At 70.6% G+C, this 21,305-nt stretch carries 16 protein-coding genes and 1 riboswitch; of the genes, 10 read left to right on the top strand and 6 right to left on the bottom strand.

The genetic code is table 11. The features are described from left to right. The first annotated feature begins 77 nt into the window (after positions 1-77). The 4 genes from ACN27F_RS28455 to fabF all read left to right on the top strand — a co-directional run bounded on the left by ACN27F_RS28455 (position 78) and on the right by fabF (position 3,844). Positions 78-1,328: an acyltransferase domain-containing protein gene (locus tag ACN27F_RS28455; protein WP_421438539.1), complete on the top strand. Its 1,251-nt coding sequence runs from the start codon at positions 78-80 to the stop codon at positions 1,326-1,328. Between the two features lie 38 nt (positions 1,329-1,366). Next, a complete protein-coding gene (locus tag ACN27F_RS28450; RefSeq protein ID WP_421438538.1) occupies positions 1,367-2,311 on the top strand; it encodes a beta-ketoacyl-ACP synthase III in 945 nt (314 codons plus the stop codon). 70 nt (positions 2,312-2,381) lie between these two features. After that, positions 2,382-2,621 (top strand): acyl carrier protein, encoded by a 240-nt coding sequence (locus tag ACN27F_RS28445; protein WP_326552566.1) that lies wholly within the window; start codon positions 2,382-2,384, stop codon positions 2,619-2,621. Then, the gene (gene fabF / locus ACN27F_RS28440; RefSeq protein ID WP_421438536.1) at positions 2,618-3,844 is read left to right on the top strand and encodes a beta-ketoacyl-ACP synthase II; all 1,227 of its coding nucleotides are present in this window, start codon (positions 2,618-2,620) and stop codon (positions 3,842-3,844) included. The genes ACN27F_RS28445 and fabF overlap by 4 nt, the downstream gene beginning before the upstream one ends. Positions 3,845-3,862: 18 nt before the next feature. Here the strand turns inward: fabF and ACN27F_RS28435 are convergent, their stop codons facing one another. Beyond that, the gene (locus ACN27F_RS28435) at positions 3,863-5,602 is read right to left on the bottom strand and encodes a glycoside hydrolase family 3 protein (protein ID WP_421438534.1); all 1,740 of its coding nucleotides are present in this window, start codon (positions 5,600-5,602) and stop codon (positions 3,863-3,865) included. A gap of 99 nt (positions 5,603-5,701) precedes the next feature. Continuing rightward, positions 5,702-6,193: a DUF3145 domain-containing protein gene (locus ACN27F_RS28430; RefSeq protein WP_421438532.1), complete on the bottom strand. Its 492-nt coding sequence runs from the start codon at positions 6,191-6,193 to the stop codon at positions 5,702-5,704. A gap of 293 nt (positions 6,194-6,486) precedes the next feature. Here ACN27F_RS28430 and ACN27F_RS28425 point away from each other — a divergent pair, with 293 nt between their 5' ends. After that, positions 6,487-6,816, top strand: a complete 330-nt coding sequence (locus ACN27F_RS28425; protein WP_421438531.1) for a hypothetical protein — start codon at positions 6,487-6,489, stop codon at positions 6,814-6,816. A gap of 101 nt (positions 6,817-6,917) precedes the next feature. On the opposite strand, the gene ACN27F_RS28420 is transcribed toward ACN27F_RS28425, so the two are convergent. Continuing rightward, positions 6,918-7,577, bottom strand: coding sequence for a carbonic anhydrase (locus tag ACN27F_RS28420; RefSeq protein WP_421438529.1), 660 nt, complete (start codon positions 7,575-7,577; stop codon positions 6,918-6,920). A 301-nt stretch (positions 7,578-7,878) separates the two neighbouring features. Here ACN27F_RS28420 and ACN27F_RS28415 point away from each other — a divergent pair, with 301 nt between their 5' ends. From ACN27F_RS28415 to ACN27F_RS28400, 4 genes are all read left to right on the top strand, one after another. After that, entirely contained in the window at positions 7,879-10,008 is a 2,130-nt protein-coding gene (locus tag ACN27F_RS28415) for a HelD family protein (RefSeq protein WP_421438527.1), read from the top strand. A 123-nt stretch (positions 10,009-10,131) separates the two neighbouring features. After that, the gene (locus ACN27F_RS28410; RefSeq protein WP_421438525.1) at positions 10,132-11,040 is read left to right on the top strand and encodes a cation diffusion facilitator family transporter; all 909 of its coding nucleotides are present in this window, start codon (positions 10,132-10,134) and stop codon (positions 11,038-11,040) included. A 168-nt stretch (positions 11,041-11,208) separates the two neighbouring features. Continuing rightward, positions 11,209-11,338: riboswitch (cyclic di-AMP (ydaO/yuaA leader) on the top strand. 12 nt (positions 11,339-11,350) lie between these two features. After that, positions 11,351-12,475 (top strand): coiled-coil domain-containing protein, encoded by a 1,125-nt coding sequence (locus ACN27F_RS28405; RefSeq protein WP_421438524.1) that lies wholly within the window; start codon positions 11,351-11,353, stop codon positions 12,473-12,475. A 492-nt stretch (positions 12,476-12,967) separates the two neighbouring features. Next, a complete protein-coding gene (locus tag ACN27F_RS28400; protein ID WP_421438523.1) occupies positions 12,968-15,955 on the top strand; it encodes a glycosyl hydrolase in 2,988 nt (995 codons plus the stop codon). Between the two features lie 207 nt (positions 15,956-16,162). On the opposite strand, the gene ACN27F_RS28395 is transcribed toward ACN27F_RS28400, so the two are convergent. Further along, positions 16,163-17,035, bottom strand: coding sequence for a serine/threonine-protein kinase (locus ACN27F_RS28395; RefSeq protein WP_421438522.1), 873 nt, complete (start codon positions 17,033-17,035; stop codon positions 16,163-16,165). A 160-nt stretch (positions 17,036-17,195) separates the two neighbouring features. Beyond that, a complete protein-coding gene (locus ACN27F_RS28390; protein ID WP_421438521.1) occupies positions 17,196-17,555 on the bottom strand; it encodes an STAS domain-containing protein in 360 nt (119 codons plus the stop codon). A gap of 335 nt (positions 17,556-17,890) precedes the next feature. On the opposite strand from ACN27F_RS28390, the gene ACN27F_RS28385 reads away from it, so the two are divergent. Then, positions 17,891-18,289, top strand: a complete 399-nt coding sequence (locus ACN27F_RS28385; protein ID WP_421438520.1) for a hypothetical protein — start codon at positions 17,891-17,893, stop codon at positions 18,287-18,289. Positions 18,290-18,370: 81 nt separating this feature from the next. On the opposite strand, the gene ACN27F_RS28380 is transcribed toward ACN27F_RS28385, so the two are convergent. Beyond that, positions 18,371-21,115 carry a cellulose binding domain-containing protein gene (locus tag ACN27F_RS28380; protein ID WP_421438519.1) on the bottom strand — a complete coding sequence of 915 codons (2,745 nt, stop codon included), beginning with the start codon at positions 21,113-21,115 and terminating at the stop codon, positions 18,371-18,373. Positions 21,116-21,305: the final 190 nt, after the last annotated feature.

Below are 21,305 nucleotides of genomic sequence, written 5' to 3'. Positions count from 1 at the left end.
TTCCTCCAACGAGACTAGTGCGGATTGGTACCTCACCGCACCCGACTGACCCACCGGTATCAGGAAGAGTCATAGTCGTGCTCGCCGTACTCTCCCCAGGCCAGGGTGCCCAGAAACCCGGCTTCCTGATGCCCTGGCTCGACCTGCCCGGCGCCGGCGCCCGGCTACGGTGGTGGTCCGTACTCGCCGGTGTGGACCTGGTGCGGCTCGGCACCACCGCCGACGCGGACGAGATCAAGGACACCGCACGCACCCAGCCGCTGCTCGTAGCGGCCGCGCTGCTCGCGGCCGAGCAACTGTCGGGCGGCTCACGCACCGCGCACCGGCCCGCCGGGTTGCACGACGTCGCCGTGGTCGCCGGGCACAGCGTGGGCGAACTCGCCGCGGCCGCACTGGCCGGAGCGCTCACGCCCGAGTCGGCGATCGCTCTCGCCGCCGTACGGGGACGGGAGATGGCCGCTGCCTGCGCGTCGCAGGCCAGCGGGATGGCCGCCGTCCTCGGCGGAGACCGGGAGGAGGTGCTGGCCGCGATCGACAGTCACGGACTGTACGCCGCCAACCACAACGGCACGGGCCAGATCGTCGCGGCCGGGGCCAGCGAGCAGCTGGAGAAGTTCGCCGCGGCACCACCGCCGAAGTCCCGGGCGACGGTGCTGAAGGTCGCCGGTGCCTTCCACACCCCGTACATGGCCGCAGCGGAGCAGGCACTCGCCACGGTGGCGGCCGGGATCACCCCCGCCGAACCCAACCGGATCCTGCTGTCCAATCTCGATGGTTCCACCGTCAGCCACGGCCGCGAACTGCTGCAACGCCTCGTCCGCCAGGTCACCGCACCGGTGCGCTGGGACCTGTGCATGCAGGCCCTGGTCGATCTGGGCGTCACCGGGGTGCTGGAGTTGCCGCCGGCGGGCACCCTCGCCGGCCTGGTCAAGCGCGAGTTCAAGAACCGCACCGGGCCGGAGGTCGTCGCCCTCCGGACCCCCGACGACCTGCCTGCGGCCCGTGATCTGATGGCTCGGCACGGGATGGTGCCCAACCGCCCGGTGGCAACGAGCGGCCGAAGCCAGAGCACCGGCCGGAGCCACGAACCGGCCACCCAGTTCAGGGTGGTCGTTTCGGCCAGCGCCGGCACCTTCGAGCCGGCGGCCGGCCTCGCCGAGGGCGACCCGATCACCGCCGGCCAGCTCATCGGTTACGTCACCACCCGGCACGGTCCGGTCGATGTCGCCGCCCACGACGACGGGGCACTCACCGAGTGGCTCGCCCATCACGACGACCCGGTCGCCCCCGGTCAACCACTGGCCCGGATCAGCGGATCCGCATTGTGAGCGCGCGCAACGGCGACGCGCTGGGAAGGCAGCAAGCTATGACCGGATCGCGGATCGCGGCCCTCGGGCACTACCAGCCGTCTCGGGTGGTGACCAACGACGAACTGGCACAACTGGTGGACACCAACGACGCATGGATCCGGGACCGGGTCGGCGTCGTCACCCGGCGGATCGCCGACTCGGAGACCGTCGCGGACATGGCGGCCGCAGCGGCGGACAAGGCGCTGGCCAACGCCGGGCTCACCCCCAACGACATCGACCTCGTGGTGGTCGCCACCTGCACCGCGGTCGACCGCAGCCCGAACGTCGCCTGCCGGGTGGCCGCCCGGCTCGGCATCCACGCCCCGGGCGCGTACGACATCAACACCGCCTGCTCAGGGTTCAGCTACGCGCTGGGCACCGTCGACCACGCGATCCGGGCCGGGGCCACCCGCAACGCCATCGTCATCGGCGCGGAGAAGTTGTCCGACTTCACCGACTGGACCGACCGGTCGACGTGCATAATCTTCGGCGACGGGGCCGGTGCTGCGGTGCTGACCGCGACCGGCGACGGCGAAACCACCGGTATCGGTCCCGTGGTCTGGGGTTCCGCCCCGGACAAGAGCGACGCGGTTCGCATCGAGGGCTGGCGGCCGTACGTGGAGCAGGAGGGGCAGTCGGTGTTCCGGTGGGCGACCACGGCGCTGGCCCCGCTGGCACTGCAGGCCTGTGAACGCGCCGGAGTCGACCCCGGCGACATCGCGGCGTTCGTGCCCCACCAGGCGAACGCCCGGATCATCGACGGTATCGCCAAGCGCCTCGGCATGCCCAACGCGGTCATCGCCAAGGACATCGTGGAGTCCGGCAACACCTCCGCGGCCAGCGTGCCGCTGGCCCTGTCGAAGCTGGTCGAACGACGGGAGATCCCGTCGGGCGCGCCGGTGCTGCTGTTCGGCTTCGGTGGCGGCCTCACCTACGCCGGGCAGGTTGTCCGCTGCCCGTGAGCTCCACCGCGGTCGTGCCCCGGGCGGAGCAGGCACCACAATTCACCCATCGAGAAGAAAGCGAAATCCCATGACCCGTGACGAGATCACCGCCGGCCTCGCCGAGATCCTCGAAGAGGTCGCCGGGGTCAGCCCGGACGACGTGGCCGGCGACAAGTCGTTCACCGATGACCTGGACGTCGACTCGCTCTCCATGGTCGAGGTCGTGGTGGCCGCCGAGGAGAAGTTCGGCGTGAAGATTCCGGACAACGAGGTGCAGAACCTCAAGACCGTGGGCGACGCCGTCGCCTACATCGAGGCGCAGGCATGACAGGGGTCGACGTCGTCGTCACCGGGATCGGCGCGACCACCCCCCTGGGCGGGGATGTCGCGTCGACCTGGGACGCCATGCTCAACGGCAGGTCCGGGGTCGGTGCGCTCACCCAGGACTGGGCCGCGCAACTGCCGGTCCGGATCGCCGCTCAGCTGGAGGTCGAGCCCGCGCAGCGATTGGACCGCGTCAAGCTGCGCCGGCTCGACCGTTCGGAGGCGATCGCGTTGATCGCCGCCGACGAGGCGTGGGCGGATGCCGGGCTGGCCGACGCCGGCGTCGACCCGGAACGTCTCGGGGTGAGCGTCGGCTCCGGCATCGGCGGCGCGCTCACCCTGCTCGCCCAGGACGACATCCTGGAGGCATCCGGCCCGCGACGGGTGTCGCCGCACACCGTACCGATGCTCATGCCCAACGGCCCGGCCGCCTGGGTCGGGCTGGAACTCGGCGCGCAGGCCGGGGTGCACTCGGTGGCCAGCGCCTGCGCCACCGGCGCCGAGGCGATCGCGCTGGGTCTGGACATGATCCGCTCCGGGCGCGCCGACGTGGTGGTCGCCGGTGGCACCGAGGCGGTCATCCACGGCCTGCCGATCGCCGGCTTCGCCTCGATGCGGGCGATGTCCACCCGTAACGACGACCCGGAGCATGCGTCGCGGCCGTGGGACACCGCACGTGACGGGTTCGTTCTCGGCGAAGGCTGCGGCATCGTCGTACTCGAGCGGGCCGACCATGCGGCGGCGCGCGGCGCACGAATCTACGCCCGGCTCGCCGGGGCCGGTCTCACGTCCGACGGGTACGACATCGTCCAGCCCGACCCGCAGGGCCGGGGCGCGGCACGGGCGATCCGGTTGGCGCTCGCCGACGCCGCGGTCAGCGGCACCGACATCGTGCATGTCAACGCGCACGCCACCTCGACCCCGGTGGGCGATCTCGCCGAGCTGGTCGCGCTGCGTGCGGCGATCGGCGGTCACCCGGTGTTGACCGCCACCAAGTCGATGACCGGGCACCTGCTCGGTGCCGCGGGCGCGGTGGAGTCGATCGCCACCATCCTGGCGATCCACGACAGCGTGGTACCGCCGACGATCAACCTGGACGATCCCGACGAGAAGCTCGACCTCGACGTGGTCGCGCACAAGCCCCGGCCGCTGGACATCCCCGCCGCGGTGAACAACTCGTTCGGCTTCGGTGGGCACAACGTGGCCCTCGTCTTCACCAGGGTCTGAAGCGGCCGGATACCCGTCTCAGCCGGCGCAGGAGGTCTCCGGCAGGCCGTCGACCGGCACCGGAAGCCGTCCCGGTGCCGGTGCGGCCCCGCGCAGCACCCGCGCCAGTGCGGCCATCGACGCCGCGCTGGACGAGTAGGTCGCCAGCAGGACCGCGGACCGGGCCCGGGCCAGCAGGTAGGGGGTGTCCATGGCCACCGTGACGTCGGCGTCGGCCCGCAGGTCTGCCGTGGTGTCGCCGTATCCGACCAGATGGACCCGGGTGCCACCGGTGGTGACCACCTCCACGCCGCTGGTGCGCAGTGCCTCGGTCAGCAGCGCCCGGGTGGTGTCCCGGCCTGCGGAACTGCTCACCGTGACCGGCCCGTCGATCCCGGTACAGTCGCCCCGGACCTGGGTGATCGCGGCCTCGGCCAGCCGCTGCGCGGCGGCGTAGTGTCCGGCGGCGCCGAGCACCGACATCGGTGGGGTCTGGCTGGCGGCCAGCCGCTGTTTGAGGGTGAGCACCCGGGTGACGGCCTGCACCAGGCGCTCGCGCGGCAGGGTGCCGTCGTGCAGCGCGTCGAGCAGCCCACGATGGGCACCGGCCACATCCGGCGGCATCAGGATCAGGTCGTTGCCGGCGTTGATCGCGGCGACCGCCGCCTCGCCCGGAGGCATCACCCGGGCCGGTGCCATGTTCATCCCGTCGGTGACCACCACCCCGTCGAACCCCAGTTCACCGCGGAGCAGGTCGGTGAGGACCCGCCGGGAGAAGGTGGCGGCCACGCCCGGGTCGACCGCGGTGACGTCAAGGTGCCCGGACATCACCAGCCCGGCCCCGGCTCGAATCCCGGCGGCGAACGGCGGCAGGTCAGCGGTGCCGAGCGCCTCCCGGTCCTGCGCCAGCACCGGCAGGTCGCCGTGCGAGTCGACCGCGGTGTGACCGTGTCCCGGGAAGTGCTTCAACGTGGCGGCGACCCCGGCTGCCTGCAGGCCGCGGACCGCAGCGCCGACCTGCTCGGCCGTGGCCCGCGGGTCGGCGCCGTAGGAGCGGGAACCGATCACCGTGCTGTCGACCCCGAGCACGTCGGCGACCGGCGCGAAGTCGACGTTGACGCCGAGCGCGGCCAGTTCGGTCCCGGCAGCCCGCCAGGCGGCCTCGGTCAGCGCGGGTTGACCCGCCGCGCCGGCCGCCATCGCGCTCGGTAGCACTGTGACTCCGTCGCTGATCCGGGTGACGATGCCGAACTCCTGGTCCGTGCCGATCAGCAGCGGAAGATCGCCGCCGTCGGGCAGGGTGGCGGCGGGCAGCGTGGCGGCGGCGCCGCGCAGTCCGGTGGTCAGCGCGTGGACCTGGCCAGGGCCGTCGACGTTGGTCGTCGGCTGGTTGCTGCCGGTGGGGTCATCGGCGGAGAAGCCGACCAGGATCAGCCCGCCGAGCCGGTACCGGGTGATCATCTCGGCCGGTGTGTCGACGCCGGCCAGCTTTTGGTTCCCGGCCGCCGAACCGGTCGACACCTCGGTCGCCGACGCTCCGTACGCGTACGGCATCAGTACCTGTCCGACCAGGTCTTCATCACTGAGGGTAGCAACCAACCGGACTACCGGCGGATGATCGGCGGGTGGGCTGCCGGTCCCACCAGTCGTCGGGTCCGGCTCGCTGGACGCGGCACCGACTTTCGACTTACCGCTACCGGCGCAGCCGGCCATCACACTCAGCGCGACGAGCAGGAGGGTGGCGATAGTTACTCGGGGTGAGGGGAACACGCCGGCCATCACATCAGGCTACGGCCGAGGCGGCAAGCCGACCCGGTGCTGAGCTCACTCGAACCGGATGAGCGTACGCGCGCTACCGGGTCCGGGTGGGCGGGGCGCTCAACCGACCCGGGTGAGCAGCGTGCCGGGCGCGCCTTCCCCGGCGTGCCGGTACGGCTCGAGCTCGGTGTCCCAGGCCGTACCCATGGCCTTGTCGAGGGCGTGCACGATCGCCTCCGGCGCGGGCGCCGCCGCGATGATCGCCCGGATCCGGTCCTCGCCGAGCTGGATGTCACCAGCGGCCCCGGTCGTCGCCCGGAACAGGCCACGGCCAGGAACGTGCATGAAGCGCTCGCCGTCGAGGCCGGGACTCGGCTCCTCGGTCACCTCGAAACGGGTCATCGGCCACTGCCGGAGAGCAGCGGCCAGTTCGGCACCGGTGCCCGGCCGGCCGGCCCAACTGCATTCGGCCCGCCGTCCGTTCGGGTCGAGCGGCTGAGCCGTCCAGTGCAGGTTGACCGGCGCGACGAGGACACGCGATATCGCCCACTCGACGTGAGGGCACACGGCGAGCGGGGTCGAGTGGACATATACGACGCCACGCGTTGGCACGGTGACCTCCCGGAGAGCGAGGTGCGTCTTCCCCTACGACCTCGATCGACCGGGCGGTGTGACTAATGATGACTGTTGTGGCCGGTGGTGCGCCAGTGAATCGGAAAACTGACCACCGGTATTTCCCCGGATCCGACCGGACGGGGTCGGCCGCTACCGGAATGGCCCAGCCCGGCCCACCGTTGTGCCTGCTGGCCGGCCGGGTCACCCGCACGGACTCCGGCCAGTCGTCCGGTAGGATGAAGGGCCTACCGACTCTGTCCGTACCGTCATTCCTGCAAGGGAGTCCCCCCGTGGCGAGCAACACCTCCAAGACCGCGCGCGCGTCAGTCCGCGCCGGCCAGGCCGGTCAGGCTGGTGCGCTGAGCGTCCTCGGCGAGTTCAAGTACCTGATTCCGCTCAACAGCGGCAAGCACGCCTACGTCCGCAACCTCACCACGGGCAAGACCGCCCACCTGCGTACCGACTCGGAAGCCTTCGTGGCGGAGATCCGGACGCTGGCCGGTGCCGGCCACGCCACGAAGATCCGGGCCGAGATCAACGCGCTGGCGGCCGCGCACCCGGGTCACGGCTGGGAGCTGACCGAGAAGCGGCTGGTCGAGGCCGGAGTCTTCGAAGCCTGAGCAGCACGGGCCTACCAGCCAGGCGGACACCACGCGTAGACCCGGCCGGGCGGTCGCCCGGCCGGGTCACTGTACTGTCGCCAGGACAGCCGGGGTCGACCTCAGCCGAGCAGTTCCACCTGCCCGTTACCGAGGTCGTACACGCCGCCGACGATGTCGATCCGGCGCTGCGTCAAGGCGTTCGCCAGCGGTTCGACCTGGCGCAGCCGCCGGACGGTGCGGCGTACGTGCGCCCGCACCGCGAGCGGCTGCACGTCGGGATGGTCGAGCCCGACCTCGGCAACCGCGGGCGCGATCTGCTCGACGAGGTATCCGACGCCGCCGGCTGGGCGGGCACCAGCCCGCTCGGCGGCGATGGTCGAGCCCACCGCGCCGCACCGCTCGTGGCCGAGCACGACCACCAATGGCACTCCGAGTGAGTCGACCGCGAACTCGATCGACCCCAGAATCGCCTGGTCGAGCACTTGCGCACCGGTGCGCCCGACACAGATCGAGCCGAATGTCTGATCGAAGATCGCCTCCAGCGGCACGCGGGAGTCGATGCACCCGAGTACGAACGCGATCGGGTGCTGCTCGCCGAGCGCCGCGCTCGCCGCAGCGGCCGACACGTCGTGGCCGTGCCGGGGCTGCCCGGTCACGAAACGCCGGTTGCCGGCCATCAACTCGGCCAGGGCCTGGGCTGGGCCAGGGTGGTCCGGCGGCGGCGGCCCGACCGGGCGCGGGGTCCGGGAGTCCGGTGTCGGGGGCGACGGTGACGGCATGGTTGCAGCGTGACGTGCTACCGGTCGGTCCGGAAGATGGTTGCGAATCTTCTCACCACGACGCTTCGGCGAACGACCGTCCGTCCTCGACACGGTCGGGCACAGCCGGCGAGGCGCCGGGGACGCGACCGGGATGTCGCATGGCGGTGGCACGCGGACGGTAACGTCGTAGGACTGCCGGGCCCGGACCGGATGCCTGCGGTGTCTACCGCACGTGTCCGGGCAGTCCGGCGCGGTACACCGCCCGCTGGCGGCCCGGCCGTCCCAGCGGCTGGTCCGCCCCCGCCCAGGAGCTGCTGCATTGACCGACATCACCGTGTTGGACCAGGAGATCGCCGTCGAGCAGCGGCACGTCGACCGGGTGTACGCCCGGTTGGCGCAGCTGCGCCGTGACGCGGTGCGGGCGGAGCGGGACGGCTACCGGTTGGCCCGGGTCGGCAACGTCGGGGCACTGGTGGAACGTGACGCGATGGTGTTCCACGCCGCCCGGCGGCGGCATCTGCTCGACGCCGAACACGAGGGTCTGGTGTTCGGCCGGCTCGACCTGCGCGAAGGCACCGTACTGTACGTCGGGCGGCTGGGCGTGCGGGGTGAGCAGGCCGAGCCGTTGCTGATCGACTGGCGGGCCCCGGCCGCAGCCGCCTTCTACCAGGCCACCCCGGCGCAGCCGGGCGGGGTCGTGCGGCGGCGCACCATCACCTCGCGCGGGGAGCGGGTCACCGGGATCTCCGACGACCTGCTCGACCCGGGTGCCGCCCCGGACGGCATGCGGGTGGTCGGCGACGGCGCGCTGCTGGCCACGTTGGCCCGGGCCAAGGGCCGGGGAATGCGTGACATCGTGGCCACCATCGCACAGGAGCAGGACCAGGCGATCCGGTCACCGGCCTCCGGGGTCACCGTGGTGTCCGGTGGGCCCGGCACCGGCAAGACGGCGGTCGCGCTGCACCGCGCGGCGTACCTGCTGTACTCCGACCGCAACCGGTTCGCCAGCGGCGGCATTCTGGTGGTCGGACCGTCCGCGGTCTTCGTCGAGTACATCGCCGCGGTGCTGCCGGCGCTCGGTGAGGAGAGCGCCACGTTGCGGTCGCTGGGCTCACTGGTGCCGGGGGTGTCCGCGACCCGGACCGACCCGGCGGGCACGGCGGTGGTCAAGGGGTCGCTACGGATGCGCCGGGTGTTGGAGCGCGCGGTCCGTGACGCGGTGCCGGACGGCCCGACCGAGCTGCGGTTGCTCTACCGGGGACACCTGCTGCGGCTGCGGGTGGCGGAGCTGGACGGCATCCGGACCCGGGCGCTGCCCCGGGGGGCCCGGCGCAACGAGGTTCGCCGGGCGGGTATCGACGGCCTGTTCGACGCCTTGTGGGCGCAGGTCCAGCAGCTCGCACCGGTGTCGAGGATGCCGACCCAGGCCGAGTTCGAAGAGGACCTGTCCGACCGCGAGGACTTCCGGGACTTCCTGCGGGCCTGGTGGCCTCGGCTGTTGCCCCGGCACGTGCTGGCCTGGCTGGCCCGGCCTGAGCGGTTGGGCCGCTACGCCCGGGGCATCCTCGACCCGGCCGAGGTCGCCGCGCTGATCGAGTCGTTCGGCAGGCTCGCCGCCGACGGGCCGACCATCGCCGACGTGGCGCTGCTGGACGAGCTGGACGCGCTGCTCGGACGGCCGCCGCAACCGCGGCGCCGGCAACGGGATCCGTTCCAGGTTGCCGGCGGGGTGCGCGAGGTGAGCACGTTCGCCGACCGTGCGCAGGCGGCTCGGGCGGCGGCCCGGGAGCGACCGGCGGACTACCGGGAGTACGCGCACGTGGTGGTCGACGAAGCGCAGGACGTGTCTCCGATGCAGTGGCGGATGATCGGCCGCCGTGGGCGGCTCGCGTCGTGGACTGTGGTCGGCGACCCGGCGCAGACCGCGTGGACCGGTGATCCGGCCGAGCTGACACAGGCCAGGGACCGGGCATGGGGTCGCCGACCACGGCGCGAGTTCACCCTCTCCACCAACTACCGGAACCCGGCGGAGATCTTCGCACTGGCTGCCGAGGTGATCCGGGAGGTCGCGCCGGACGCGGAGCTGCCGACGGCGGTGCGTTCCACGGGCGTCGCGCCCCGGCAGCAGCGGGTCGGTCCGGCGGCGTTGCCGGACGCGGTACGCAAGGCGACGATCGGGCTGCTCGACGAGGTGGAGGGAACGGTCGGGGTGATCGCGCCGCTGGCCCGCCGCGACGAGGTCGCGGGCTGGCTGGCCGCCATGTCCGATCCCCGTCTGCAGGTGGTGTCGAGCCTGCAGGCCAAGGGCATGGAGTACGACGGGGTCGTGCTGGTCGCGGGTGCCCAGATCCGGGCCGAGTCACAGGCCGGGGTGCGCACGTTGTACGTCGCCTTGTCCCGGGCGACGCAGCGCCTGATCACGATCGAGGTGGCCGGCTCGGGCGACTGACCGGCGTCGACGGTCGACGGCCGCTGGACGCTCGACGGGGATCTGTCCGGTCGATAGATTGCAGATATAGCGATGTAAGCATTAATCTGCTGGTCGGAAGCCGGACGGCGGAAGGTGGCGGACGTGGGCGCGGGACACGATCACGGCGCGGGTACCACCGGTCATCGGCACTTCGGGCGGCTCTGGGTGGCGTTCGCCCTGCTGGCCGCCTTCATGCTGGTCGAGACCGTGGCCGCGCTGCTGACCGGGTCACTGGCGCTGCTGTCCGACGCGGGACACATGTTCACCGACGTACTCGGTATCGGCATGGCACTGGCCGCGATCGCGGCCACCCGCCGGGTCGCCGAGGACCCACAGCGCACCTTCGGTCTCTACCGGCTGGAGGTGCTCGCGGCCCTGGCCAACGCGGTGCTGCTCGCCGGGGTGGCGGTCTACGTCCTGGTGGAGGCGGTCCACCGGTTCACCGCCCCGGAGCCGGTACTCGCCGGGCCGATGCTCGCGGTGGCCGTCGCCGGACTGCTGGCCAACGTGGCCGCGTTCGCGTTGCTGCGCGCCGGTGCCCGGGAAAGCATCAATGTGCGCGGCGCCTACCTGGAGGTACTCGGCGACCTACTCGGCTCGGTCGGGGTGATCGTCGCGGCGCTGGTGATCGCCACGACCGGATGGTGGTACGCCGACCCGTTGGTCGCCGTCGGTGTCGGCGTGTTCATCCTGCCCCGTACCTGGCGGCTGGCCCAGGCCGCGGTGCGAATCCTGGTGCAGGCCGCACCGACGCATCTGGACGTGCCCCGGGTCAGGGCCCGGCTGGCCGCCGTGCCCGGTGTCCGCGACGTGCACGACCTGCACGTGTGGACGCTCACTCCAGGGAAGGAGGTGGCGTCGGCGCACCTGGCGGTCACCACCTCGGTCGAGGTCGGGTCGGTGCTGCGTGACGCCCGGCAGGCCCTACACGAAGAGTTCGGCATCGAACACGCGACGCTGCAGGTCGAGCCGGCCGCGCCAGCGGAACCATGTGGACCGGCAGACTGGTGATTAGCAAAGGCTTAAGTTTCGTGACCTTCCCGCGACAGTAATAGCTGCGATCAACTGAAATACCTGATTTATCTGGACATAATAGTGCTATCGATGTCGGGACGACGGCGGACACAGCCGGTAGTCTCAGCCCCGGTCTCCGTCCGGGCGGCGCCCCTCCGGCGCCCGCGGAGGCCGTCGCCTAATCGCCTCGCGGCGAGCCGGGGAACCACGTACCTGGGGTGTATCCGCGCCAGCGGTAGGGATCTTCCGTCCCGAACCCGTCAGCTAACCCGGTCGGCGGCTGACGGAAGGAACCCTGCACGTGTCCATGATCCACAGAAGAACCCGAGCCGCTCTGTTCGCGGCGCTGGCCGCAATGGCGGTCGCCGTCACCGGCGCCCCACTGGGCAGCCCTGCCGGGGCTGCGCTCGCCGCCCACGCCCCCGACCGTCGCGACGACGAAGGCGGCACCACCAGCCTACGTAAGGAACTCGATGCCGCCTCGCGCGGCTGGCTCGACGCCAAGGCGGCCCTCGACCACTCGACCGAGCGGCAGCGCAAGCTCACCGACCAGCTGACCGAGGTGGAGGCAGACCTCGACAAGCGCAACCGCAACGTCGGACGCATCGTCGACCGGGCGTACCGCAACGGCCGGCTCGGACCGGTGTCCGCGTTGCTCAACAGCACCTCACCGGAGGGCTTCCTGGACCGGGCCGCAGCGCTGAGCGCGGTCACCGCCAACGAGGAAAAGGAGCTACGCGGGCTTTACCAGACGCGAGACCAGGTCACCCGGTCCAAGGCGGCCATCGAGCACGAGGTTCGCGAACAGCGCAACCAGCTGGCCGTCATGGAGCAACGCAAGAATCAGGCGGAACGAGCCCTCGAGGTAGCGATCGCGGCAGAGGAGAAGGCCGAGGCCGAGGCTCAGGCCGAAGCCGAACGCGCCGCGGCCGCCAGCTCCGGCGGATCGTCGACCAGCGGATCGTCCGACTCCGGATCCTCCAGCTCCGGGTCCAGCAGCGCCGCAGCGACCCCGGCACCGCGCAACGCGAACGGATCCTGGCCGGCGGAGTCCTGTAGTGTCGACGACCCGACCACCTCCGGCTGTATCACCCCGCGGACCTTGCACGCGCTCAACCAGGCCAAGGCGGCAGGGTTCACCCGGTACGTGTCGTGCTTCCGCAACGGCAGCTCCGGCGAGCATCCCAAGGGCCGGGCCTGCGACTTCGCCGCCCAGGCCAACGGCTTCGGCGGGGTGGCCACCGGCGGGGACAAGACCTACGGGGACAACCTGGCGAACTACTTCATCAACAACGCCGACCAACTGGGTGTGCTCTACGTGATCTGGTACAAGCGGATCTGGCTGCCGAGCAGTGGCTGGAAGGCGTACAGCGGGGCCGGCGGCGACCCGTCCAGCGACCACACCAACCACGTGCACCTGTCGGTGTACTGAGACACCTCGGGCGCGAGCCCCGGCGGCGGACCACGGACCTGTCGTGGTCCGCCGCTGGGTCGTGTCCGCGGTGGACCACGGGTCGATGGATCGTTCCACTGTTTGCGGAAGACCCGGGCGATAGCGGCGGGAACCGCTGTCGCAACGAGCAGGGCAACGGCGCTCGAAACAGCACGACGACGATCGGAAATCAGCACGCTGCGCGTTCCGGCTGACGCGAGAGCGCTCTTTCGGCAAACTTCCACATACGTCTTGCGCTGCGCCATCACCCGGGCACTTGACCGTGAGAGCGCTCTCTCAGATATATAGCATGGCCTTGTTGCTGTCAACACGACGACCCGCATCGACCAGCTTGGTCACAAACTTCATGACAGGATATTGACAGGCGCCGGCTTATCTGATGACCTCCTGGCAACAACTCATTAACGGGCGTGAAATCCTGACCAATCACGTCGACCGATCGGCGACACGCCCGACCGAAGCGGAGGCACTATGAACCTGTCGATCCGCGGCGGGCCATCACGCCGTACGGCACGTCGGATCCTGGCTGCCGGTACAGTCACGGCGCTGGCGGCCGGCGGGCTGATCTTCGGGATGCTGCGGCCCGCCGACGCCGCCACCGTCGGCGCCGGCAGCTACACCACCACCCGGCCGGCCGGCGCCGCCGGCCCGACAGCCTGCGGCTCCATCGCCACCAACCCCCGTCAGTACGTGACCGGCAACGCACCCACCGGTGCGGTGCCGACCAACGACTGGTGGTCCTCACTGCTGTTCAAGCGCTACAACTGTGCCTACTCCGACCCGCTACACGCCCATCCGATGTCCTTCCAGCCGGTCTCCGGCGGCTTGGGCGTGTCGTACACCACCGAGGCGGCGATCTCCGGCTCGCCCACCGGGGTCGGCGAGTACCACTACCCGTACACCAGGGAGTTCACCCTCGGGGTGGCCGGCCTGTCCGCCTCGGACGTCAAGGTCGACGGCTGGAGCGACTGGACGGTCACGCCGTACTGGTCCGACGGGGCCCGCACCCTGCGCACCACCATCGGCCACGGCCTACCGTTCGTCTACGCCCAGGTCACCGGCGGCGACGCGTGGCTGAGCTTTCCGGGCAACCCGACCGTCTGGCAGCACAGCGGCAACCGCATCGGCTTTTCGATGCGCGGGCACGACTACGTCGCGTACGCGCCGAGCAGCGCCAGCTGGCAAGTCTCCGGCACCACGATCAGCTCCGACCTGGCCGGCCGGGGTTATCTGTCGGTTGCCCTGCTGCCCACCACCAGCAGCACCAGCGCGGCCCGGCGGACCGCTCTGATGGACAGCTACGGGCAGTACGCGCACGCGCACGTCACCGGCAGCCGGGTCAGCTGGAGCTACCAGCAGTCGACCAGCACCGTGCAGGCCACCTACCAGGTGAGCACCACCGCCCGGGAGGGATCTGCCAGCGGTACCGTCATCGCCCTCTACCCGCACCAGTGGAAGCACCTCGACGGGGGCGGCCCGATCGCGGAGACGTACGTCTCGGCCCGGGGACCGATGCGCAACCTGGTCGGCGCGAGTTCGTTCCGCACCGTGACGCGCTTCCAGGGCGTGCTGCCGGAACTGCCGGCCGTGGCGACCAGCAGCGGGGCCGACCTGGCCACGCTGACCGGTTACCTCGACCAGGCCGCCGCCGGTGACCCGTTCGCCGGGTTCGGCAACGACACGTACTGGACCGGCAAGGCGCTCGGCCGGGCCGCCCGGCTGGCGGAGATCGCCGACCAACTCGGCCGCACCGCGCAGCGCGACCATCTGCTGGCCGCGATCCGCACCCGGCTGATCGACTGGTTCACCGCGGGTACCGGCGAGACCGAGCGGCTGTTCCACTACGACCAGGCCTGGGGAACGCTGGTCGGCTACCCCGCCTCGTACGGATCGGACACCGACCTCAACGACCATCACTTCCACTACGGCTACTACATCGCCGCCGCCGCGACCCTGGCCAAGTTCGACCCGGGCTGGGCCACGACCAGCCAGTACGGCGGCATGGTCAATCTGCTGATCCGCGACGCCAACAGCTGGGACCGGACCGATCCGATGTTTCCGTTCCTGCGTGACTTCGACATCTACGCAGGTCACGACTGGGCGGCCGGGCACGGTGCGTTCTTCGCCGGCAACAACCAGGAGTCATCGTCGGAGGGGATGAACTTTGCCAACGCCCTGATCCAGTGGGGGCTGGCCACCGGCAACACCGCAATCCGTGACGCCGGACTGTACATCTACACCACCCAGTCCGCGGCGATCCAGGAGTACTGGTTCGACTCGGCCGACACGAACTTCCCGGCCACGTTCGGCCACCGCTCGGTCGGCATGGTCTGGGGCGACGGCGGCGCGTACGCCACCTGGTTCAGCGCCGAACCGGAGATGATCCAGGGGATCAACATGCTGCCGATCACCGGTGGTTCGCTCTATCTGGGCTACCGGCCGGACTACATCGCGACCAACTGGAATGCCCTGGTGACCAACAACGGCGGCCCGCCAACGGTCTGGCAGGACATCCTCTGGTCGTTCCAGGCGCTGGGTGACGGTGCCGCCGCCCTGAGCAGCCTGCGGGCCAACCCGAACTACCCGGTCGAGGAGGGCGAAAGCCGGGCGCACACCTTCCACTGGGTCCGCAACCTGGCGTCGCTGGGCCGGGTGGACACCGCCATCACCGCGGACACCCCGCTGTACGCGGTGTTCGACCGCGACGGAGCGCGCACCTACGCCGCCGCCAACATCACCGCCGCACCGGTGACGGTCACCTTCTCCGACGGCACCCGCCTGGTCGTGCCCGCCGGGCGCACCGCTACGACCGGGGCGCACACCTGGAGCGGCGGCAACGCCACCGGTGGCCCGACCGACCCGCCGCCGACGGTCTCACCCACCGGCAGTCCGGCACCCACCGGCAGTCCGTCACCCACCGGCGGCCCGTCGCCGAGCACCAGCCCCACCACCCCGCCGGCCACCTCGGACCTGTTCCACCTGCGTTCGGGAGGTCTGCTCAGCAACAGCCCGGGTACGAGCGCGACGGTGGTGACGGTCCCGTCGGCGGGTGGGACCAACCATGACGGCACCCCGCACGATCCGGTCAGTTTCCGGGTATGCGGGCTCACCGGTGCGTACCGCTCGGTCGCGACGGTGTTCAGCCTGCAGGTGGACGCGGGCACCGCGGTCGGTGCCGGCGTCCAGGCCCGGATCTCCTACGACTTCACCGGCACCGGCGCGTACGGACGGACGGAGACCTACCGCTACTTCGCCACGGATCCGTTGCCGGGCACCGAGACCTATCGGGACAGCGTCGGCCTGCATTCGGCGTCCGGCAGCTTGCGCGCAATGAGCAACGGCTGTGTGCGGCTGGAGTTGTGGAACGCGATCGGCACCACGCCGACGACGGTACGGGTGGACGTCCCGGCGACGGCCGACGGCCAGTCCACGCTGCGGGTTCCGTTCCTACTCGGCTGAGTCGCACGGACGGCGTCGCACGCAGACGTCAGGAGGACCCTTTCCCAACGCTCGCGCCGGGAAAGGGTCCTCACCGATCACGATGCCCCGCCGGCCCACGACCGGACGGGAAGACAGCCAAGAAAGGCATAATCTGCAAATTTGACTTATACCCGACATAATGCCTTATAGGCCTCGCTGCCGAGACCGAGACCGAGACGGGTCCGGTCAGGCTGGCCGGGCCGCCGCAACAGCCGGCCCGGACTTGGGCGAGGCCAGCAGGTCCCACAACGCGAACGCCGCCTCGCTGCTCGCCGGTCGCGCGTCGGACCGCTTGTGCATACACAAGCGGCAAAGATCCGCGATCGGCCGCGGCAGGCCGGCGACGGCGAGCACCGGTGTCGGTGCGACCCAACTGGACCGCAGCCCGTCCATCGGCGCTCCCGGACTGGCACTCGGATAGGGCGAGTGACCGGTCACCATGTGGTAGAGCAGCACGCCGAGGGCGTACACGTCATCGCTGGTCCTCCCCTGACGGACGCCGACAGCCGGAGTCGCGGGCGGCGCGGCTGATCTAGGCGTCCGGCCCGCAGGGCGGCCCGAGTCCGCGCCATCAGCCACGGTCGCCAACCCGAAGTCGATGACTTTCGCGCCGCTCCGGGTCAACATCACGTTGCTCGGGGTCAGGTCACGGTGCACCACCCCCCGCCGATGCGCGACGGCCAGCACGTCGGCGACGGTCGCCGCCGTGCGTACCGCTTCCGGCCAGGGCAGCGGACCGGCGGCCAACCTCATTGCCAGCGACTGTCCGGCAAGCAGTTCCATCGCCATGTACGACGACGTCTCACCGCTGGCCAGCGTCAGCTCCCCGACGTCGTAGATCCGAGGCACGCTCGGGTGCCGCAGCCGTCGGGCGACGAGCGCCTCGTGACGGACGCCGTCTCGGGCACGACGATCGGTGACCGCCGCCGGAGCGAGCAGCTTGATCGCCAAGGGCCGGGCGGACTCGACGTCGATCGCCTGATAGACGACCGAAACACCGCCCCGGCCGATGGGGCGAAGAAGGACATAGCGCCGGAGAACGGTCGTACCTACCAGCAACCATGCCACGGTAGATGATTCTGCGCGACCACCGGTACCCCGACAAGATCTAGCACCGATGATTAACGTGGCGCTAACCCGGCTGACTCGTCTGCCGGCGCGTCCGCGACCGGCACGTCCGCACCGCACGGCGGTGGGTCGTGCCGCCCGCGGATGCGGTTCAGGGCAGGGGTACCTCGCGCTCGGCACCGTCACCGACGTACGGCTCCGGGGCACCGAACAGGCCGAGCAGCCCGGTCACCCACAGTTGCCGGTGCACGAAACGACTCGGCTCGGTGACCACGAGCTTGATCCCGCTGACCTCGGTGGCCTGGAAGCCGGCGACCATGGCGCTGATCCCGACCGAGTCGATGAACGTGACCAGCCGCATGTTCAACTGAATCCGGGTCGGGTGACCCTTGGTAAGCACAGCCTGGACCGCTTCGCGCACCTCGTGCGCGGTATCCACGTCGATCTCACCCCGGGGTGAGATCTCCACAACTCCGCCGGGCAGTGTCGATGTGACAACCGACAGGCTCACGCGAGCACCTCCACTCGCCCATCCGGGCGTCTCGTCAGTACGCGGGCCGCGACCGAGGGTATTCCCACCCGGCCGTCACCGCCAGCCTCTGGGCGATCGAATCCGCGTCCGACGGGCACAACGATCACTCACAATCAGACATTCCGCATCATAGCTTCCGATTGCCGCGTCCAGCACGACTGGTTGCCAGGCCCCACAGTAGCCCCTCGGTACGACACGGCACAGCAAGCACGTTTGTCGGGTGACCCCGCGGGGCACGTCAGCACAATCGCAGCGCGCTGCGCTCCGCTGGCGGCACCGCCCCGACGGACGTGGCGCTGGAGGAGGTAGGGACGATGTTCGCGAACACGCTGTCGGCGCGTCGCCGCAGATCCCGGCGCGCCGCAGACCGAGCCTGGCACCAGCTGGCAGCCGCGGCCGGATCCGCCGGCGACACCGCTCGACTGGCCCACCGGCGTACCTCTCACCTGGCCGCCCATGCCGGGCACCGGATGGGGCCGATGACCGACGAGGCGCGCCACCGGACCATGGCAGCGCTGGACGCCCTGTCCGGCCGGCGGCCGCGCACACCCTGGGCGTGGATCGCCGGTGCGGCGGCCACCGGTGTCGCACTGGGCTGGCTCGCGGCGGCGATGGCCCGTTCCGCGATGACGCCGGGTGCGGACGCCGGGCGCAGCAACGGCCGTGTCGAGTTGGTTGACGTCAACGAACCGACCAGCACCGTCCGGCGGTGAACGGGTGGCGCCACGGCCGCGCGTTGGTCGGAACATCACCTGCTGACCGCCGCCGCGGGGGCGCCACCCGCTACCGTCACCTCAGCTGCGCGCGCAGCTGACGGTCGACGGCACCCCGTTGCTGCCGGTCCAGTTGGCCAGGAAGCCGAACGACGTCGCGGCGCCAGGTGCCAGGTTGCCGTTCCACGACACGTTGCGCACGCTGACGTTCGCCCCGGACTGGGTGTGCTGGCCGCCCCAGAGCTGCGTGATCGTCTGGCCGTTCGGGAACGACCAGGTCACCGTCCATCCCACCATCGCCGACCCGCCGGTGTTGGTCACCCGGACCTCGCCTTGGAAGCCGCCCTGCCAGGAGCCGACCACCTGGTAGGCCGCCGAGCAGCCGCCAGGTGCCGGCGTCGTCGGCTGAGGAGTCGGGCTGGCGGTGGGACTCACCGACGGGCTGGGGCTGGCGCTCGGACTCACCGACGGACTCGGACTCACCGACGGACTCGGGCTGGTCGTCGGGCTCGGGCTGGCGGTCGGTGACGGCGGCGCACCGAGGCGGTCGGCCATCAGGATGCCACGACCGTTGGTACCGAGGTAGACGCGTCCGTAGACGCGTGGATCGCCGGTCAACGCCTCGCCCATGTTGCCGTACTGATGCTGGTCGTCGTTGATCCGCACCCAGGTCGCACCGGTGTCGTCCGACCGGTACACGCCGGTCACTCCGTCGATCGTGCCGACCAGGAAGACCGCCTGGTACGCCGCGCCCGGGGCGGCCTTGCCGAAGCCGACGTTACGGGCGTCGGTGACCGCCGCCACCTTGGTGAACGTCGCCCCGGAGTCGGTGGACCGGAACAGGCCGGTGTCGCCGGCCAGCCAGACGTGCCCCTCCTGGCCGGCGACCGCCTTGAACTTGACGTTCTCGGTGGGCAGGTTCGCGGCGGGCGAAACGGTGAAGGTCTGACCGCCGTTGGCGCTCACGTAGAACCGCCCTGCGGAGTACGCGTAGAACTTGCTGCCGTTGACCCGGTCGGATTCGACCGTGGCACCCGCCGGCACACCGGAGGACGGGCTGAAGCCACCACCGAAGCTGGCCGAGTAGTGCACACCGGTGCCACCCGGGCTCCACACCACCCGGCTGCCGTCAGCGGCGACGGCGACCGTGCCGCCGGAGGTCACACCACCGGGCTCGCTGCCGGCGTACCAGTTCGAGCCGGTGCTGTACGAGTAGGCGATCCGGATCACACCCTCGTCGCCGTTGCCGACCCGGACCATCTGCGTCGGGTTGAGTTCGGCATAGTCGATGCTGGTGTTCGCGCCGAGGTTCGGCTGCTGGTGCATCAGGGCCGGTACGGTGTCCGGATTCGTGTGCCGGAACCCGCCGATGTCGCCCATGCCGGAGATCAGGAAGGCGTCCCCGGTCGGCGGACTGACCAGGTCCAGGATCGCGGTCTCCTCCAGGCCCTTGACCATGGTACGAAGGGCGACCGTGCCGCCACTGTCCAGCGCCGTCAGGTTGGTCGAGCCGTAGATCGTCGCCCCGGTGCCGTACATGAACCGGTCCGGGTTGTGCGGGTCGATCGCCAGTGCCTCGGTCATCCAGCCGAGTTTCGGAGTGACCTCCGGCGGCTGTGGGTTGGCGCCCCAGGACAACCACGGTGAGTCACTGATGTTCATGGTGTAGTGGTTGGTGCGGTTCGGGTATGCCATCTCCCAGAACGACTGCCAGGTCGTGCCGCCGTCGGTGCTGCGGTAGATGTACGTGTCCGGCCACCAGGAGCTGTAGCCGGTCACCATCACGGTACCCGGGTTCTGTCGGTCGACGCTCAGGCCGGAGTAGCCGTACCAGTTGTTGGCGGTGTCGTCCGACGGCGTCGGACTGATCCGGGTCCATTCGCCGGTCGCGGTGGCGTACTTCCAGACGTCGCCGTGGTCGCCAGCGTACGGTCCGCCGTTGTCGCTGGTGGCGATGTAGAGGGTGCCGGTGTTGTAGTCGATCTTGCCCTGATGTGCGATGAACCCGGTCGGCTGTCCGGCCAGGCGCTGCCAGGTGGCTCCGCCGTCGGTGCTGCGGTACACCGTGTTCTGCAGGTCGGCCACTCCGACGTAGATGTGCTGAGTGGCGCTTCCCGGGCTGCCGGTGGTCTCGTCGAACGTCACCCAGACCACACCGGGCTGGTGGTCGAGATAGTTGTTCGGGTCGTTCGGGTCCTCGGCCCAGTTGCCGGGATTGGGAAAGCTGGCGACCTCGGACCAGGTCTGGCCGTAGTTGGTGCTGCGCCACAGCCCGTTGCCGTTGTCCGCACCGAAGTACAACACACCGTTGTTGTTCGGATCGATGGCCAGCCGTTCGCCCATCCCCCGCCCAGGCATGTTGCCGCCCAGCTTGAACGGCAGCTCGGTCGCCTGCCAGGTGTTGCCCCGGTCGGTGGAGCGCAGGATCGCCCCGTTGTTCGGATCCCAGTCGTTGGTGTACATGCCGACAGCCGCGTACACCCGGTTGGTCTGCACCGGGTCGGTGGCCAGGCTCAGTACGCCGTTCCATCCCCAGGAGTCCCAGCCCACCCAGTCCAGCAGCGGAGTCCAGGACTGGCTGGCCTGGTTCCATCGGTACGCGCCGCCGATGTCGGTCCGGGCGTAGATCAGGTTGGGTTCGGTCTCGTTGAAGACGATGCCCGGCACGAAGCCGCCACCGTCGACGCGCACGTTGCGCCAGGAGTACGGGTCGGAGGCGGCAGCCTGCGCCACGGAGGTCGTGCTGCTCACGACCACCTGGGTCGCGACAGCCGCCACGCCGGCGACCACCACGGCCGCCAGCGCACCGGCAAGGGTCCTACGCATGAAATCGGCTTCCTCTCTACACAAGCAGGTGAACCTGCACGCAAACGAAGAGTCGCCATGCAGCCGTACCGCGAGTGGAGCCGCGAGCCGCCGCCCGGCCGCCGCCAAATGACGCCAGGAAGCAGGGCGGGCGGAGTCGGCGTACCGCGCCGGCACGTGCATGTGCGAGCACATCGGGTCCGGGAAGCTG

Origin of the sequence: Solwaraspora sp. WMMB335 (assembly GCF_049179075.1) — a bacterium.
In the GTDB taxonomy this organism is placed as follows: Bacteria; Actinomycetota; Actinomycetes; order Mycobacteriales; family Micromonosporaceae; genus Micromonospora_E.
Note: the sequence above shows the minus strand (reverse complement) of the source record. Positions and strands in the feature narration are given on the sequence as shown.